Below are 15,216 nucleotides of genomic sequence, written 5' to 3'. Positions count from 1 at the left end.
CGCCCGGAGGGCATCCGTGGATCAGCTGGCCCTGCTGTTCGTGCTTCTGCTCGGAGCGGTGGTCACCGTTCCGGTCGGGGACCGGCTCGGGCTGCCCGCGCCGGTGCTGATGACGCTCCTCGGTGGGGTCCTCGCCCTGCTGCCGTTCGTCCCGAACGTCGCCGTGCCGCCGGACTTCATCCTGCCGCTCGTTCTGCCGCCGCTGCTCTACGCCTCCGTCCAGCGCACCTCCTGGCGGCAGTTCGCCGCCAACGTCCGGCCGATCCTGCTGCTCGCGGTGGCCCTGGTGTTCGTCACCACGGCGGCCGTGGCGGCCGTCGCCCACGCCATCGTGCCGGGACTGCCGATCGCCGCCGCCGTCGCCCTCGGCGCCCTCGTGGCGCCTCCCGACCCGGTCGCCGCCACCGCCGTCGCGGGCTCGCTCGGGCTGCCCCGCCGGCTGGTGTCGATCCTGGAGGGCGAGGGGCTGTTCAACGACGTCACCGCGATCGTGCTCTACCACGTGGCGATCGCGGCGGCGGTCAGCGGCGACTTCTCCTGGCCGGACGCGGTGGGCGAGCTGGTGCTCTCCGCCGTGGTGGCGGTCGTGGTCGGTCTCGTCCTCGGCTGGACCGCCAACAAGCTGATGGGCCTGCTCGACGACGCCACGCTCCAGATCGGCCTCACCCTGCTCGTGCCGTTCGTCGGCTATGTGCTGGCCGAGGAGTTCGGCGGCTCCGGGGTGCTCGCCGTGCTCACCCTCGCGCTGTTCCTGGCCGAGCACGCGGTGGACGCCGACGACGTCCAGGGGCGCCTCGCCGGGGCCACGTTCTGGCAGATCGTCGACACCCTGGTGACCGGGATCGCGTTCGGGCTCATCGGCCTCGAACTGCACCACGTGTTCGGCACCGCGACCGGCCGCGTGGGCGAGATGGCGGGCTGGGGCGCGGTCGTGGTCGGGGTCGTGGTGGGCGTACGGCTGGTGTGGCTGCTGCCCGCGACCTGGCTCGCCAAGCGGCTGCACACACGGCGGGACTACAACGAGGAGATCCCCACGACCTGGCGGGAGACGATCGTCATGTGGTGGGCGGGGATGCGCGGGGTGGCCTCGGTCGCGCTCGCCCTCGCGATCCCGTTCAGGACCGAGGACGGCTCGCCCTTCCCCGCGCGCGACGAGATCGTCTTCGTCGCGTTCTGCGTGATCATGGTGACGCTGGTGCTCCAGGGCCTGACCCTGCCGTCCCTGGTGCGGCGGCTCGGCGTACAGGCCGACACCGACGCCGAGCGGGCGCTGGAGCGGGAGCTCGCGATCCGCGCGGCGAAGGCGGCGAAGCGGCGGCTGCGGGAGATCGAGGACGTGGAGGAGCTGCCCGAGGAGGTCATGGAGCAGCTCCTGCGGCGGGCGTACGACGTGGGGGCGCGCATCAGCCCGGACATGGTCGACGTGGAGCGGCGGGAGGCGTACGCGAAGCGGGTGGAGCGGCTGCGGACGATCCAGCGGATCCAGCGGGAGATGATGTCGGCGGCGCGCCACGAGGTGCTCTCTGCACGCAGCGAGGCGGGCGCGGACCCGGAGATCGTCGACCGGGTCCTGCGCCAGCTGGACGTACGCAGCCTGCGGTGATCCCACCCCGCCCCGTCCCGCTGTGACATGTGCGGCTCCGCCGCGTGGCCTCCGGGGGTGGGCGGGGGGAGGGGGGTTACCCGGGGGCTTCGCCCCCGGATCCCCGACCGGGGCCCGCGGTCCCTGCATCCCGCTTGCGGGGCTGCGCCCCGCCCCCGCTATTCCCGCTCCGTATTGATCCGCGGCAGCGCCGCCGGGTGGTGGTCGTGGAGCCAGGCCACCATCTCTTCGCGGACCGCGCAGCGGACCGTCCAGATGTCGCCCGCGTCCTTCGCGGTGACCGTCGCGCGCACCACGATCGTCGACGGGGTGGTGTCGGTGACCGCGAGGCCGCTCTCGCGGCCGTCCCACGCCGGGCACTCCCGCAGGATGTCGGCCAGCTTCTCGCGCATCAGCGCCACCGGGGCCGCGTGGTCCAGGTGGAAGAAGACCGTGCCGGTCATCTGGACGCCGCCGCGCGACCAGTTCTCGAACGGCTTGCTGGTGAAGTACGACACCGGCATCGTCAGCCGCCGCTCGTCCCAGGTGCGCACCGCGAGATAGGTCAGCGTGATCTCCTCGATGACGCCCCACTCGCCGTCGACCACCACGGTGTCCCCGATCCGCACCATGTCGCCGAACGCGATCTGCAGCCCCGCGAAGAGGTTGCCGAGCGTCGACTGGGCGGCGACACCGGCCACGATGCCGATGATGCCCGCGGAGGCGAGGATCGAGGTCCCCGCCGTCCGCATCGCCGGGAACGTCAGCAGCATCGACGCGACCGCGACGACGCCCACGACCGCCGTCACCACGCGCTGGATCAGCGTCACCTGCGTACGGACTCTGCGCACGCGCGCCGGGTCGAGCGCGGAGGCCGCGTACCGCGCGTACGACGCCTCGACGATCGCCGCCGCGATCCGCACCACCAGCCAGGCGCTCGCCCCGATGAGGACGAGGGAGAGGATCTGGCCGAGGCCCGCCTCGTGGTCCTGGACCGGGGACCATCCGATCTGGCGGTAGGTGCCTCTCAGCAGCGAGGTGAGGACGACGACCTGCAACGGGACGCGGCAGCGGCGCAGCAGGCCCCACAGAGGGGTCTCGCTGTGCCGGGCGTCGGCCTGGCGGAGCAGCCGGTCGGCCAGCCACACGAGGGCCAGCGTGAGCACGACCGAGCCGCCGATCACGATCAACGGACGCAGCACGTTCTCCATGCCCCCGACCGTAGCTGGCACCATGGCCTCATGAACATCATGCTTTTCCATTCGGTGTACGGCCTGCGGCCCGCCGTGCACGAGGCGGCCGAGCGGCTGCGCGCCGCCGGACACGTGGTGCACGTGCCCGACCTCTACGAGGGCCGCACCGCCGACACCATGGAAGAGGGCATGACGATCCGCGACGGGATCGGCAATGACGAGCTGCTCAAGCGCGCGATCCTGGCCGCCGCCCCGCACTCCGACGAGGGCCTGGTCTACGCCGGGTTCTCGCTCGGCGGCTCGCTCGCCCAGACCCTCGCGCTCGGCGACGAGAAGGCCCGCGGGCTGCTGCTCCTGCACGGCACCGCCGACATCGCCGACGGCGCGTCGGTGGACGAACTGCCCGTACAGCTGCACGTGGCGGACCCGGACCCGTTCGAGACGGACGACTGGCTGAACACCTGGTACCTGCGCATGGGCCGGATCGGCGCCGACGCGGAGGTGTACAGGTACCCGGGCGCCGGGCACCTGTACACCGATCCTGAGCTGCCGGACTACGACGAGGCGGCCGCCGAGCAGAGCTGGAGCACCGCGCTCGGCTTCCTCGACTCGCTGTAGCGGACGGGTCAGACCACCGGCGAGTAGACCCGCTCGGCCTTCTGGCTGCCGTTGAGCGTCCGGTACGAGCGGGTCCACGCGGACGTGGCGTCCTGCTTCCGCTTGTCGGAGACCACGTAGTAGTCCATCTGCGAGCGCTGGGCGTCGACGTCGAGGACGCCGTAGCCGTGCGAGTCCATGTCGACCCACTTCACATGGCGGTTGGCGGCCTTGATCGCGGCCGCCGCCACCAGGGACACGGTGTGCGGGGCGACGTGGAGCATCTCGTCCAGGTTGTCGGAGGTGACCGACGTCACCACGAACTCGGTGCCCGCCGACTTCGACAGCGGGTAGGTGCCCGCCTTCACCGGTACGTCGTTGGCCCACGCCATGTGGATGTCGCCGGTGAGGAAGACGGTGTTCTTGATGCCGTTGTCCACCAGATGGCCCAGCAGCTCGCGGCGGTCGTCCGTGTAGCCGTCCCACTGGTCGACGTTGATGGCGATGCCCTCCTTGGGCAGGCCGAGCAACTCCGCCAGCGGCGCGGTCAGTTCGGCCGGCAGCGCGCCGAAGGCGACCGGCGAGATCATCACGGACGTGCCGACCAGCTGCCAGGCGGCGTTGGAGGCCGAGAGCCCCGACTTGAGCCAGTCCAGCTGGGCGCGGCCGGTGATGGTGCGCTCCGGGTCGTCCACCTTGCCGCTGCCCACGCTCGCCTGCTGCGAGCGGAAGGAGCGCAGGTCGAGCAGGTGCAGATCGGCCAGCTTGCCGTAGCGAATGCGCCGGTAGGTGGTGCCCGCGATGGAGGGGCGGACCGGCATCCACTCGAAGTAGGCCTGCTTGGCGGCCGATACGCGCGCCGCCCAGTCGCCCTCGGTGCCGGGCGTGTGGTTCTCGGCCCCGCCCGACCAGGCGTCGTTGGCGAACTCGTGGTCGTCCCAGATCGCGATCACCGGGTGCGCGTGGTGCATCGCCTGGAGGTCGGTGTCCGTCTTGTACTTGCCGTGCCGGGTGCGGTAGTCGGCCAGGTTCAGGATCTCGTGGGCCGGCTCGTGCTGTCGTACGACGTACTTCGCCTCTGGGTAGGCGCCCGACGCGTACTCGTAGATGTAGTCGCCCAGGTGCAGCACCGCGTCCAGGTCGGAGCGGGCGGCGAGGTGACGGTAGGGGGAGAAGTAGCCGGACTCCCAGTTGGAGCAGGAGACCACGCCGAAGCGGACGTTGGCGGCCGCCGCGTCCGTGGCGGGGGCGGTGAGCGTACGGCCGACGGGGGAGAGCGCGGTGCCCGCGGCGAACCGGTACCAGTACGCGGTCGCCGGGCGCAGGCCGCGCACATCGGCCTTGACGGTGTGGTCCGAGGCGGCCGTCGCGGTGGTGCGGCCCTGGGCCACGATCCGCGAGAAGCCCTTGTCCTCGGCTATCTCCCAGGAGACTTCGGTGTCCGGGCCCTTGCCGGAACCGGGCACCGCGTCGGGAGCGGGGGTGACCCGGGTCCACAGCAGGATGCCGTCGGGGAGCGGGTCGCCGGAGGCGACGCCGTGCAGGAAGGCGGGGGCAGGCGCGGAGTCCGCGACGGCGGCGGTCGCGCCGGCCACGAGGGGCGCGGCGACGACAGCGGTGGCGGCAGCGGCCTTGACGACCGTGCGGCGCGTGGGGGTTGAGGTGAATCGACTGGTCACAGCCGCACACCTTACTGATGGGTAGCGCGAACGGGCAGACTCACGGCAAAAGTTTGTCTGCCCGTTCGCCGGCGGACATCTGAGCGCGCGTCAGCGCCCGGACCCGCCGGAGCCCCTCCGGAGCGGCGTCAGCCCTTCAGTGCCTTGTCGATGGCGCGGGTGAACGACGCCGGGTCCTGCGGGGCGTTGTCGCTGCCCTCGCCGGTGATCTTCTTGCCGTCCATCTTCAGGGTCGGCGTGGCGGTCACACCGCTGTCGTCGAACTTCTTCGACATGGTGAGCGCCCACTTGTCGAACGTGCCGTCCTGCACGTCCTTCTGGAACTTGGCGTTGCCCTTGAGGGCCGGAACGCTGTCGGCGACCTGGAGCAGGTAGTCGTCGTTCTTGAACTTGTCCGTGGTCTCGGCCGGGTGCCACTTCGCCGAGTAGAGCTGTGCCTTGTACTCCATGAACGCCTCGGGGCTCACGTTGAGCGCGGCGCCCAGGGCGCTGAGCGCGTTCTTGGAGCCGGTGCCCGGGCTGCCGTTGTCGATGAAGGTGGCGCCGATGAACTGGATCTTGTACTTGCCGGCGTCGACGTCCTTCTTGACCGTGGCGCCGACCTGCTGCTCGAAGACCGAGCAGACCGGGCAGCGCGGGTCCTCGTACATCTCCAGCGTCTTCTTGGCGGTGGGCTTGCCGATGACGACGGTGGTGCCGTCGGTGCCCGTGGTGTTGGCGGGCTTGACCAGCGTCTTGTCCTTGGCCGCGTCCCACGCGCCGGGCTTGTTGGCCTGCATGACCGCGTAGCCGGCGCCGCCGGCTATCGCGAGGACGCCGACGATCGAGGCGGCGACGACCACCTGGCGGCGCACCTTGTCCTTCTTGGCCTGGCGCTCGCGCTCCAGTTTCAGTCGCTCACGGGCGGCTGCCTTGTTGGCCTGGCTGTTGCGCTTGCTCATGATCGTTTTCTCCGTGTGGCAGGTAGGGCAGGTGAGAAAGTGCTGAGGGGGACCCGTGTGGTCGGGTCGCCGTGCTCGGGAGGGCCGTCGCTCAGACGGCGGTGAGCAGCGCGGGGCGGGGCGGCCCGCGCCGTCCCACGCAGTGCACGAGCAACCGGGCGCGCGACGGCGGCCCCGCGCGCCGCACGGGCCACAGCCGCGCCCGTACGGGACGGATCGCGCCGCCCACCACGGCGACCGCGAGCAGCAGCGGCCGGAACGCCAGCACCCCGACGGTGCGCACGAGGCGCGCGAGGGCGGCCTCGCCTCGCCGCAGCCAGGCCGCGGCGAGCAGCCCCACCGTCACGTGCGCGGCGAGCAGCAGCCACGGCACGGCCGGTCCCGGCCCGCCGAGGAGCACGGCCGCGCCGGCCCGGGAACCGGCGACGCCGGGCAGCTCGGTGCCCACGTTCCCGCCGCACAGCACGTTCACGCCCACCGACCGCAGCGCGCCCGCGACCGGGCCGCCGGAGGGCCCGTAACAGACGTGCTGGCCGGTCGAGAAGACGGTGTCGGCGGCCAGCTCCAGCGGGACGAGCAGTCCGGCGATCGACCAGAAGCCGCGCTCCCGGCCCGCCAGCGCGTACGCGATCAGGAACACGGCGCCGGCCGCGCCGGCCACCAGGGGCACCGGCAGCGGGACGTGGGAGAGCAGGACGTGGGACGCGCTGGAGAGCGCCACGACGAGCGCCGTGAAAAGCGCCGCGCGTGCCGCTCTGAGCCGCGTCCCTGATACGTCCATCGGTGTGGAAGTCTGCCACGGTCCCCCGTCGCCGTGGCCTAAGAATTCCGTGAGACCAGGGCCTGTCCGGCGGATCTGGTCGGCACGCGGGGGTCTGGCACGCCCTCCCCCAAGGCCTCAAGGGCCAGGGGGGACCCCCAGCGGCGTTGTCGTCGGTTGCCATGGCTCCGCCATGTCGCCCTCCTCCGCCTTGCAGCATCGGGGTCTCCCCTGCTCGAACGAAGTCGAGAGCTTGGGGAAGCACCAGACCCCCGCTCACCAGAACCGAAACAGCGCCCCGGGCCGAAGCCGACCAGATCCACCGGACAGGCCCTAGAGACCCGGAATCCGACCGTTACGGAACAGGTCGACGAAGATCTGGTGGTCGGCCCGCGCCTGCGCCCCGTAGGCGTGCGCGAACTCCACCAGCAGGTCCGCGAAGCCCTCCTCGTCGGCCGCGATCGCCGCGTCGATGGCCCGCTCGGTGGAGAAGGGCACCAGGTTCGAGTGGCCGCTCTCGTCGTCCGCCGCCGCGTGCATGGTGGCGGTGGCGCGGCCCAGGTCCGCGACGACCGCCGCGATCTGCTCCGGGTCGTCGATGTCCGACCAGTCCAGGTCCACCGCGTACGGCGAGACCTCGGCGACCAGCTGGCCCGCCCCGTCCAGCTCCGTCCAGCCCAGCCACGGGTCGGCGGCGTCCTGCAGGGCGCGCTGCGAGATCACCGTGCGGTGGCCCTCGTGCTGGAAGTAGCCGCGCACCGCCGGGTCGGTGACGTGGCGGGAGACCGCCGGGGTCTGCGCCTGCTTCATGTAGATCACGACGTCGTTCTCCAGCGCGTCGCTGTGGCCCTCAAGCAGGATGTTGTACGAGGGCAGACCGGCCGAGCCGATCCCGATCCCGCGCCGCCCGACGACGTCCTTCACCCGGTACGAGTCGGGCCGCAGCAGGCTGGAGTCCGGCAGCGTCTCCAGGTAGCCGTCGAAGGCGGCCAGCACCTTGTAGCGGGTCGCCGCGTCCAGCTCGATCGAGCCGTCGTCCTCGGAGAAGCGGCGCTCGTACTCGCGGATCTCGGTCATCGAGTCGAGCAGCGAGAAGCGCGTACGCGCGCGTGCCGAGCGCAGCGCCCCGAGCAGCGGCCCCTCGGCCGTGTCCAGGGTGAACGCGGGGACCTCGTCATCCATGGCGCCGGTCGCGAGGGCGTGGATCCGCTCGCGGTAGGCGGCGGCGTAGATCCGCACCAGCTCGGTGATCTGCTCGTCGCTGAGCGCCTTGGCGTGGCCGACCAGGGCCAGGGAGGCGGCGAAGCGCTTGAGGTCCCAGGTGAAGGGGCCCACGTACGCCTCGTCGAAGTCGTTGACGTTGAAGATCAGCCGGCCGTTGGCGTCCATGTACGTGCCGAAGTTCTCGGCGTGCAGGTCGCCGTGGATCCACACCCGGCCGGTGCACTCGTCCAGGTACGGACCGCTGTGTATGTTCCCACCACCCCGCCCGGCGTTCTCGGCGTCCAGGTCCGCGTAGAACAGGCAGGCCGTGCCCCGGTAGAAGGCGAACGCGGAGGCCGCCATCTTGCGGAACTTGACCCGGAACGCGGCAGGGTCGGCGGCCAGGAGCTCGCCGAAGGCGGTGCCGAAGACGGAGAGGATCTGCTCGCCGCGCTCCTCGTTGGTGTGCTGCGGGACCGACATCGCCGGGTGCCTCCTGGTGCGTACGTGCGAGTAGAGATGCGCGACAAAGGGGACGGGTGGTTCCGCCCCTTCCAACGCGTGACCGTACCCCGGAGTGCCCACCCGTCGCCCGACCACCACCCCTCATCGAGGCGCTGCGCGCCGCTGCAATCACTCCGGACTGTCAGCGGGGCGACGTAGACTTCCAGGCTGTCCCCCTCGCTCCGAGATCCTGCTGCCGCTGGAGGCCCACACCGTGTCGAAGCCGCCGTTCACGCACCTTCACGTACACACCCAGTACTCGCTGCTGGACGGTGCCGCGCGGCTCAAGGACATGTTCGACGCGTGCAACGAGATGGGCATGACGCACATCGCGATGTCCGACCACGGCAACCTGCACGGGGCGTACGACTTCTTCCACACGGCGAAGAAGGCGGGCGTGACGCCGATCATCGGCATCGAGGCGTACGTGGCCCCCGAGTCCCGCCGCAACAAGCGCAAGATCCAGTGGGGCCAGCCGCACCAGAAGCGCGACGACGTGTCCGGTTCGGGTGGTTATACCCACAAGACGATCTGGGCGGCGAACGCGACGGGCCTGCACAACCTCTTCCGCCTCTCCTCCGACGCGTACGCGGAGGGCTGGCTGACGAAGTGGCCCCGGATGGACAAGGAGACCATCTCCCAGTGGTCGGAGGGCCTGATCGCCTCCACCGGCTGTCCCTCCGGCGAGCTCCAGACCCGCCTGCGCCTGGGGCAGTACGAGGAGGCCCGCCAGGCCGCCTCCGACTACCAGGACATCTTCGGCAAGGACCGGTACTTCCTGGAGCTGATGGACCACGGCATCGACATCGAGCGCCGGGTCCGCGACGACCTCCTGAAGATCGGCAAGGAGCTGGGCATCCCGCCCCTGGTCACCAACGACTCGCACTACACGTACGCGCACGAGGCCACCGCGCACGACGCGCTGCTGTGCATCCAGACCGGCAAGAACCTCTCGGACCCCGACCGCTTCAGGTTCGACGGCACCGGCTACTACCTGAAGTCGACCGACGAGATGTACGCGATCGACGCCTCGGACGCCTGGCAGCAGGGCTGCGCCAACACCGCCCTGGTCGCCGAGCAGGTCGACGTCAGCGGCATGTTCGAGGCGAAGAACCTCATGCCGAAGTTCGACATCCCCGAGGGCTACACCGAGGTCACCTGGTTCCGCGAGGAGACCATGCGCGGCATGCACCGCCGCTTCCCGGGAGGCATCCCGGAGGACCGCATGAAGCAGGCCGAGTACGAGATGGACACCATCATCTCGATGGGCTTCCCGGGCTACTTCCTGGTGGTCGCCGACTTCATCATGTGGGCCAAGAACCAGGGCATCGCGGTGGGTCCGGGCCGTGGTTCCGCGGCCGGTTCGATCGTGGCGTACGCCATGGGCATCACCGACCTCGACCCGATCCCGCACGGTCTGATCTTCGAGCGGTTCCTCAACCCCGAGCGCGTCTCGATGCCCGACGTCGACATCGACTTCGACGAGCGCAGGCGCGTCGAGGTGATCAGGTACGTGACCGAGAAGTACGGCGCCGACAAGGTCGCCATGATCGGCACGTACGGCAAGATCAAGGCGAAGAACGCCATCAAGGACTCCGCCCGCGTCCTCGGCTACCCGTACGCGATGGGCGACCGCCTCACCAAGGCGATGCCCGCCGACGTCCTCGGCAAGGGCATCGACCTCAACGGCATCACCGACCCCAAGCACCCGCGCTACAGCGAGGCGGGCGAGATCCGGGCGATGTACGAGAACGAACCGGACGTGAAGAAGGTCATCGACACCGCCAAGGGCGTCGAGGGCCTGGTCCGGCAGATGGGTGTGCACGCGGCCGGCGTGATCATGTCCAGCGAGACCATTACCGAGCATGTACCGGTGTGGGTGCGCCACACCGACGGCGTGACCATCACCCAGTGGGACTACCCGAGCTGTGAGTCGCTCGGCCTGCTGAAGATGGACTTCCTGGGTCTGCGCAACCTGACGATCATGGACGACGCCGTCAAGATGGTGAAGTCCAACAAGGGCATCGACATCGACCTGCTCGGGCTGCCGCTCGACGACCCGACCACCTTCGAGCTGCTCCAGCGCGGCGACACCCTCGGCGTCTTCCAGTTCGACGGCGGGCCCATGCGGTCCCTGCTGCGTCTGATGAAGCCCGACAACTTCGAAGACATCTCCGCCGTGTCCGCGCTCTACCGGCCGGGCCCGATGGGCATGAACTCGCACACGAACTACGCGCTGCGCAAGAACAAGCAGCAGGAGATCACCCCGATCCACCCCGAGCTGGAGAAGCCGCTCGAAGAGGTCCTGGCCGTCACCTACGGCCTGATCGTCTACCAGGAGCAGGTCCAGAAGGCCGCCCAGATCATCGCCGGGTACTCACTCGGCGAGGCCGACATCCTCCGCCGCGTCATGGGCAAGAAGAAGCCCGACGAGCTGGCGAAGAACTTCGTCATCTTCGAGGCCGGCGCCAAGAAGAAGGGCTTCAGCGACGCGGCCATCAAGGCGCTCTGGGACGTGCTGGTCCCGTTCGCCGGGTACGCCTTCAACAAGGCGCACTCCGCCGCGTACGGCCTCGTCTCGTACTGGACCGCCTACCTCAAGGCGAACTACCCCGCCGAGTACATGGCGGCGCTGCTGACCTCCGTCAAGGACGACAAGGACAAGTCGGCGGTCTACCTCAACGAGTGCCGCCGCATGGGCATCAAGGTGCTGCCGCCGAACGTCAACGAGTCCGAGTCCAACTTCTCGGCGCAGGGCGACGACGTGATCCTGTTCGGCCTCACCGCCGTGCGCAACGTCGGTCAGAACGTGGTGGACTCGATCATCAAGTCCCGCAAGGCGAAGGGGAAGTACACCTCGTTCCCCGACTTCCTCGACAAGGTCGAGGCGGTCGTCTGCAACAAGCGGACCGTCGAATCGCTGATCAAGGCCGGCGCCTTCGACGAGATGAAGCACACCCGCAAGGGACTCACCGCACAGTTCGAGCCGATGATCGACAACGTGGTGCAGGTCAAGCGCAAGGAGGCCGAGGGGCAGTTCGACCTCTTCGGCGGGATGGGCGACGCCGACGACGACTCCTCCGAGCCGGGCTTCGGCCTCGACGTCGAGTTCTCCGACGTCGAGTGGGAGAAGTCGTACCTGCTCGCCCAGGAGCGGGAGATGCTCGGTCTGTATGTGTCGGACCACCCGCTCTTCGGTCTGGAGCACGTGCTCTCCGACAAGTCCGACTCCTCGATCCAGCAGCTCACCGGAGGTGAGCACGCGGACGGCGCGATCGTGACGATCGGCGGCATCATCTCGGGCCTCCAGCGCAAGATGACCAAGCAGGGCAACGCCTGGGCGATCGCCACCGTCGAGGACCTGGCGGGCTCCATCGAGTGCATGTTCTTCCCGGCGACCTACCAGCTGGTCTCCACCCAGCTCGTCGAGGACGCGGTGGTCTTCGTCAAGGGCCGCCTCGACAAGCGCGAGGACATCCCGCGCCTGGTCGCGATGGAGCTGATGGTCCCGGACCTGTCCTCGGCGGGCACCAACGCGCCGGTGGTGCTGACCATCCCGACGGTGAAGGTGACCCCGCCGATGGTCAGCCGCCTGGGCGAGATTCTCGGCCACCACAAGGGCAACACCGAAGTGCGGATCAAGCTCCAGGGGCCGCGCTCGACGACGGTGCTGCGGCTCGACCGGCACCGGGTCCAGCCGGACCCGGCGCTCTTCGGAGATCTGAAGGTGCTGCTCGGCCCGGCCTGCCTGGCGGGCTGACCGGCGGCAGACTTTTTATTTCATACGGTAAGGGGCGCGTCCAATAGGGCGCGCCCCTTACCGTATTTGTGTGCCTGGTGTGTCTTGAATTATCAGTTGTGGCCGAAGCGACGCTGGTGCTTGCGGGCAACATCTGCCGGGCTGCCCTGTGCCTGCGTCTGGGGCATGCCCTGCGACTCCATCGCGGACTTCTGTGCCTCTTGCTGACCGCGCTCGGCCTGCGAGGCGGGCTGCTGCTGCTTACGGCCGGACTTGTTCTTGGCCATGGTGATGCCTCCTGGGGGGACTAGGGTCCAGGGCCGCTGCCAGCCTCACACGTCACGACAAAGAACGCATTTCAGACGATTACCGTGTGTAGCCCTCTGTAAGGGATGGGCGATGTACGGGTTCGCCACGCCGATGATCGAGTTCCGGCCGTTAACCCTCGCAGGGTCGGGCAGACTCGAAGGAAACCCGAAGTACGTTCCCTGATCTCTCGATCTCCTGCACTCTTATCTCCCTGATCTCCTTTGCCTCTGATCTTTTGATTTTCAAGGTTCTGAAAGAGGGTGGAACGCGTGGACCGCTGCGTCGTCCTTGTGGATGCGGGTTACTTGTTGGGCGCGGCCGCAAGCCTTCTGGCCGGAGAGCCTGCCCGTTCGCGGATCACCGTCGACCACGCCGCCCTGATCCAGGCGCTGCGCGAGCGGGCGGAGGCCGACACCGAGCAGCCGCTGCTGCGGATCTACTGGTTCGACGGCGCCCCCGACCGGGTGCCGCAGCCGGAACACCGCAGGTTGCGGGTGATGTCCCGGGTGACGGTGCGGCTGGGCGCACTGACCCGCAGCGACGGGCGGTGGGCCCAGAAGGGCGTCGACGCGGCGATGCACGCCGAGCTCACCGAGTTGGCCAGAAATCGCGCCTGCTCGGATGTGGTCCTGGTGACCGGGGACGGCGATCTGCTGCCCGGTCTGATGTCGGCCAAGGAGCACGGGGTCGCCGTGCACCTGTGGGCCGTCCAGGCCGCAGACGGCGACTACAACCAGTCCGAGGACCTGGTGGCCGAGGCCGACGAACGGCGGGTGCTCGACCGCGCCTGGATCACCCAGGCGGTCCGGGTCAAGGAACTCAGCACCATGTACGCCCCGGCCGCGGCCCCCCGCCCGGAGATCGCCGCCATCCTCTCCGCCCCGCTGCCCGAGTCGGCCCTCGCCGCCTCCGCCGAGCGGGCCGCGGAGGCCCAGGCCGCGGCCGCGCGCAACGGGACGGCCCAGCCCGCGGCGGCCGTCGGCAACGGCACGGCGGTCGCCCCCGCGCCCGGCACCGCGGTCAAGGGCGTGCCCACGCCCAAGGACCTGGCGGGCCTGCGCGCGCCCGGCCTCCAGGCCCCCTCGCCGCACGCCCCGCACGCGACCCTGCGGTGGTCCTCCGACAAAGGCTGGGTCGAGCGCCCCGGCTCCACGCTCGGCGAGTCCCCGGAGACCGCGTCCCTGCCCACCCTCGCCCAGCTGACCAGCGCCGAGCAGCGCTGGGCGGACCGCGAGGAGGACATCACCACGGTCGGCGGCGACCCGTACGAGGTGGGGCAGGTCTTCGCGCGCCGCTGGATGGAGCGCCTGCCGGAGACGACCCACGTACAGAAGCTGTCCACCATGTACCCGCGCATCCCGCACCGCATCGACGGCGAACTCCTGCGGTACGCGGCCCGGTTCGGGCTGCTCGCCCACAAGGACGACCAGATCGACGAGCACGACCGGTACGCGATCCGGGCGGGCTTCTGGCGGGAGATCGACGTCAGGGCCGCGGTGGAACGCGTACCGGTGGGGGAGTAGGCGGTACGCGGCGGGGCGCGCGGAGAGCACCGCCGCGCACCCGGCGCCCCGAACGCCGGGGGGCGAACCGGACTGTTCGGCTCCTCGGCATCGACCGTTCGGCGAACGGAACAAACGGGGGTCCGGGGGCGGAGTGGCCCGGCGGACCCCGTAGGCTCGTTGTCCGTGAGTACCGGCACAGCAGCGGCGCGGGCCGGCACCGTTTGCGCGGTGCGGGGCCTCACCAAGACGTACCCCGCCGCGCGCGGAAGACGCGGCTCGGCCGGTACGCCCGAGATCAGGGCCACCGACGGCATCGACCTCGACGTGGGACGCGGCGAGATCTTCGGCCTGCTCGGGCCCAACGGCGCGGGCAAGTCGACCCTGGTGCGCCAGCTCACCGGGCTGATGCGGCCGGACTCCGGCACCGTCGACGTCCTCGGCCACGACCTGGTGCGCCACCCCGAACGGGCCGCCCGGCTGATCGGCTACCTCGGGCAGGAGTCCACCGCCCTCGACGAGCTGACCGTCTCGCTCGCCGCCGAGACCACCGGCCGGCTGCGCGGACTCACCGCCCGCGCCGCCCGCGCCGAGCGCGACGCCGTACTGGAGGAGCTCGGGCTGACCGCGCTCGCCGGACGGCCGCTCAAGAAGCTCTCCGGCGGACAGCGGCGGCTCGCCTGCTTCGCCGCCGTGCTGGTCGGCGACCGGCCCGTGCTCGTCCTCGACGAGCCGACCACCGGCATGGACCCGGTGGCCCGGCGGGCCGTCTGGGCCGCCGTCGACCGCCGCCGGGCCGAGCGCGGCGCGACCGTGCTCCTCGTCACCCACAACGTCATCGAGGCCGAGACCGTGCTCGACCGGGTCGCCGTCCTCGACCGCGGCAAGGTCATCGCCTGCGACACCCCGGCGGGCCTGAAGGAACGGGTCGCCTCCGAGGTCCGGGTCGAGCTGGTGTGGCGCGAGCGGGCGCCCGTCGAGCTGCCCGAGGTCGCGGCGCTGCGCGCGGACGCGCAGGAATCGGGGCGGCGCTGGGTGCTGCGGCTCGGCCCCGACGCCGCGCGCGCCGCCGTCGCGGCGGTCACCGGCGGGCCCGCGTTCGCCGCCCTCGACGACTTCACCCTGGCCACGCCGAGCCTGGAAGACGTCTACCTCGCCCTCGGCGGCCGCACGGAAGGTCTGGTGAAGGCGTGAGCGCGATTCCCCT

The 15,216-nt window shown here is 70.4% G+C and carries 11 protein-coding genes; 5 read left to right on the top strand and 6 right to left on the bottom strand.

The genetic code is table 11. The features are described from left to right. Nucleotides 1-16: 16 nt before the first annotated feature. A complete protein-coding gene (locus ACZ499_RS05365) occupies nt 17-1,603 on the top strand; it encodes a Na+/H+ antiporter (RefSeq protein WP_468672486.1) in 1,587 nt (528 codons plus the stop codon). Between the two features lie 158 nt (nt 1,604-1,761). On the opposite strand, the gene ACZ499_RS05360 is transcribed toward ACZ499_RS05365, so the two are convergent. Further along, nucleotides 1,762-2,793, bottom strand: coding sequence for a mechanosensitive ion channel family protein (locus tag ACZ499_RS05360; protein ID WP_468405316.1), 1,032 nt, complete (start codon nt 2,791-2,793; stop codon nt 1,762-1,764). A 30-nt stretch (nt 2,794-2,823) separates the two neighbouring features. Between ACZ499_RS05360 and ACZ499_RS05355 the strand changes: the two genes are divergently transcribed. Beyond that, a complete protein-coding gene (locus ACZ499_RS05355) occupies nt 2,824-3,393 on the top strand; it encodes a dienelactone hydrolase family protein (RefSeq protein ID WP_468672481.1) in 570 nt (189 codons plus the stop codon). 8 nt (nt 3,394-3,401) lie between these two features. Here ACZ499_RS05355 and ACZ499_RS05350 read toward each other — a convergent pair whose 3' ends face one another. The 4 genes from ACZ499_RS05350 to ACZ499_RS05335 form a co-directional block, all read right to left on the bottom strand. Beyond that, complete coding sequence (locus ACZ499_RS05350; RefSeq protein ID WP_468672479.1) at nt 3,402-5,051, bottom strand: alkaline phosphatase D family protein; 1,650 nt, start codon at nt 5,049-5,051, stop codon at nt 3,402-3,404. Nucleotides 5,052-5,179: 128 nt separating this feature from the next. Further along, nucleotides 5,180-5,992: a thioredoxin domain-containing protein gene (locus ACZ499_RS05345; protein WP_468672476.1), complete on the bottom strand. Its 813-nt coding sequence runs from the start codon at nt 5,990-5,992 to the stop codon at nt 5,180-5,182. Between the two features lie 91 nt (nt 5,993-6,083). Further along, a complete protein-coding gene (locus tag ACZ499_RS05340; RefSeq protein ID WP_468672474.1) occupies nt 6,084-6,773 on the bottom strand; it encodes a hypothetical protein in 690 nt (229 codons plus the stop codon). A 312-nt stretch (nt 6,774-7,085) separates the two neighbouring features. Continuing rightward, complete coding sequence (locus ACZ499_RS05335) at nt 7,086-8,438, bottom strand: DUF2252 domain-containing protein (protein ID WP_468672471.1); 1,353 nt, start codon at nt 8,436-8,438, stop codon at nt 7,086-7,088. A gap of 235 nt (nt 8,439-8,673) precedes the next feature. Here ACZ499_RS05335 and dnaE point away from each other — a divergent pair, with 235 nt between their 5' ends. Further along, nucleotides 8,674-12,219 (top strand): DNA polymerase III subunit alpha, encoded by a 3,546-nt coding sequence (gene dnaE, locus ACZ499_RS05330; protein ID WP_468672468.1) that lies wholly within the window; start codon nt 8,674-8,676, stop codon nt 12,217-12,219. 92 nt (nt 12,220-12,311) lie between these two features. Here dnaE and ACZ499_RS05325 read toward each other — a convergent pair whose 3' ends face one another. Further along, the gene (locus ACZ499_RS05325; RefSeq protein WP_371652212.1) at nt 12,312-12,485 is read right to left on the bottom strand and encodes a hypothetical protein; all 174 of its coding nucleotides are present in this window, start codon (nt 12,483-12,485) and stop codon (nt 12,312-12,314) included. Nucleotides 12,486-12,767: 282 nt separating this feature from the next. Here ACZ499_RS05325 and ACZ499_RS05320 point away from each other — a divergent pair, with 282 nt between their 5' ends. After that, nucleotides 12,768-14,030 carry an NYN domain-containing protein gene (locus ACZ499_RS05320; protein WP_468672465.1) on the top strand — a complete coding sequence of 421 codons (1,263 nt, stop codon included), beginning with the start codon at nt 12,768-12,770 and terminating at the stop codon, nt 14,028-14,030. A gap of 165 nt (nt 14,031-14,195) precedes the next feature. Further along, nucleotides 14,196-15,203, top strand: coding sequence for an ABC transporter ATP-binding protein (locus ACZ499_RS05315; protein ID WP_385541419.1), 1,008 nt, complete (start codon nt 14,196-14,198; stop codon nt 15,201-15,203). Nucleotides 15,204-15,216 lie beyond the last annotated feature (13 nt).

Source organism: Streptomyces sp. NPDC031265, assembly GCF_055570295.1.
This window is presented reverse-complemented; position numbering and strand designations above follow the sequence as displayed.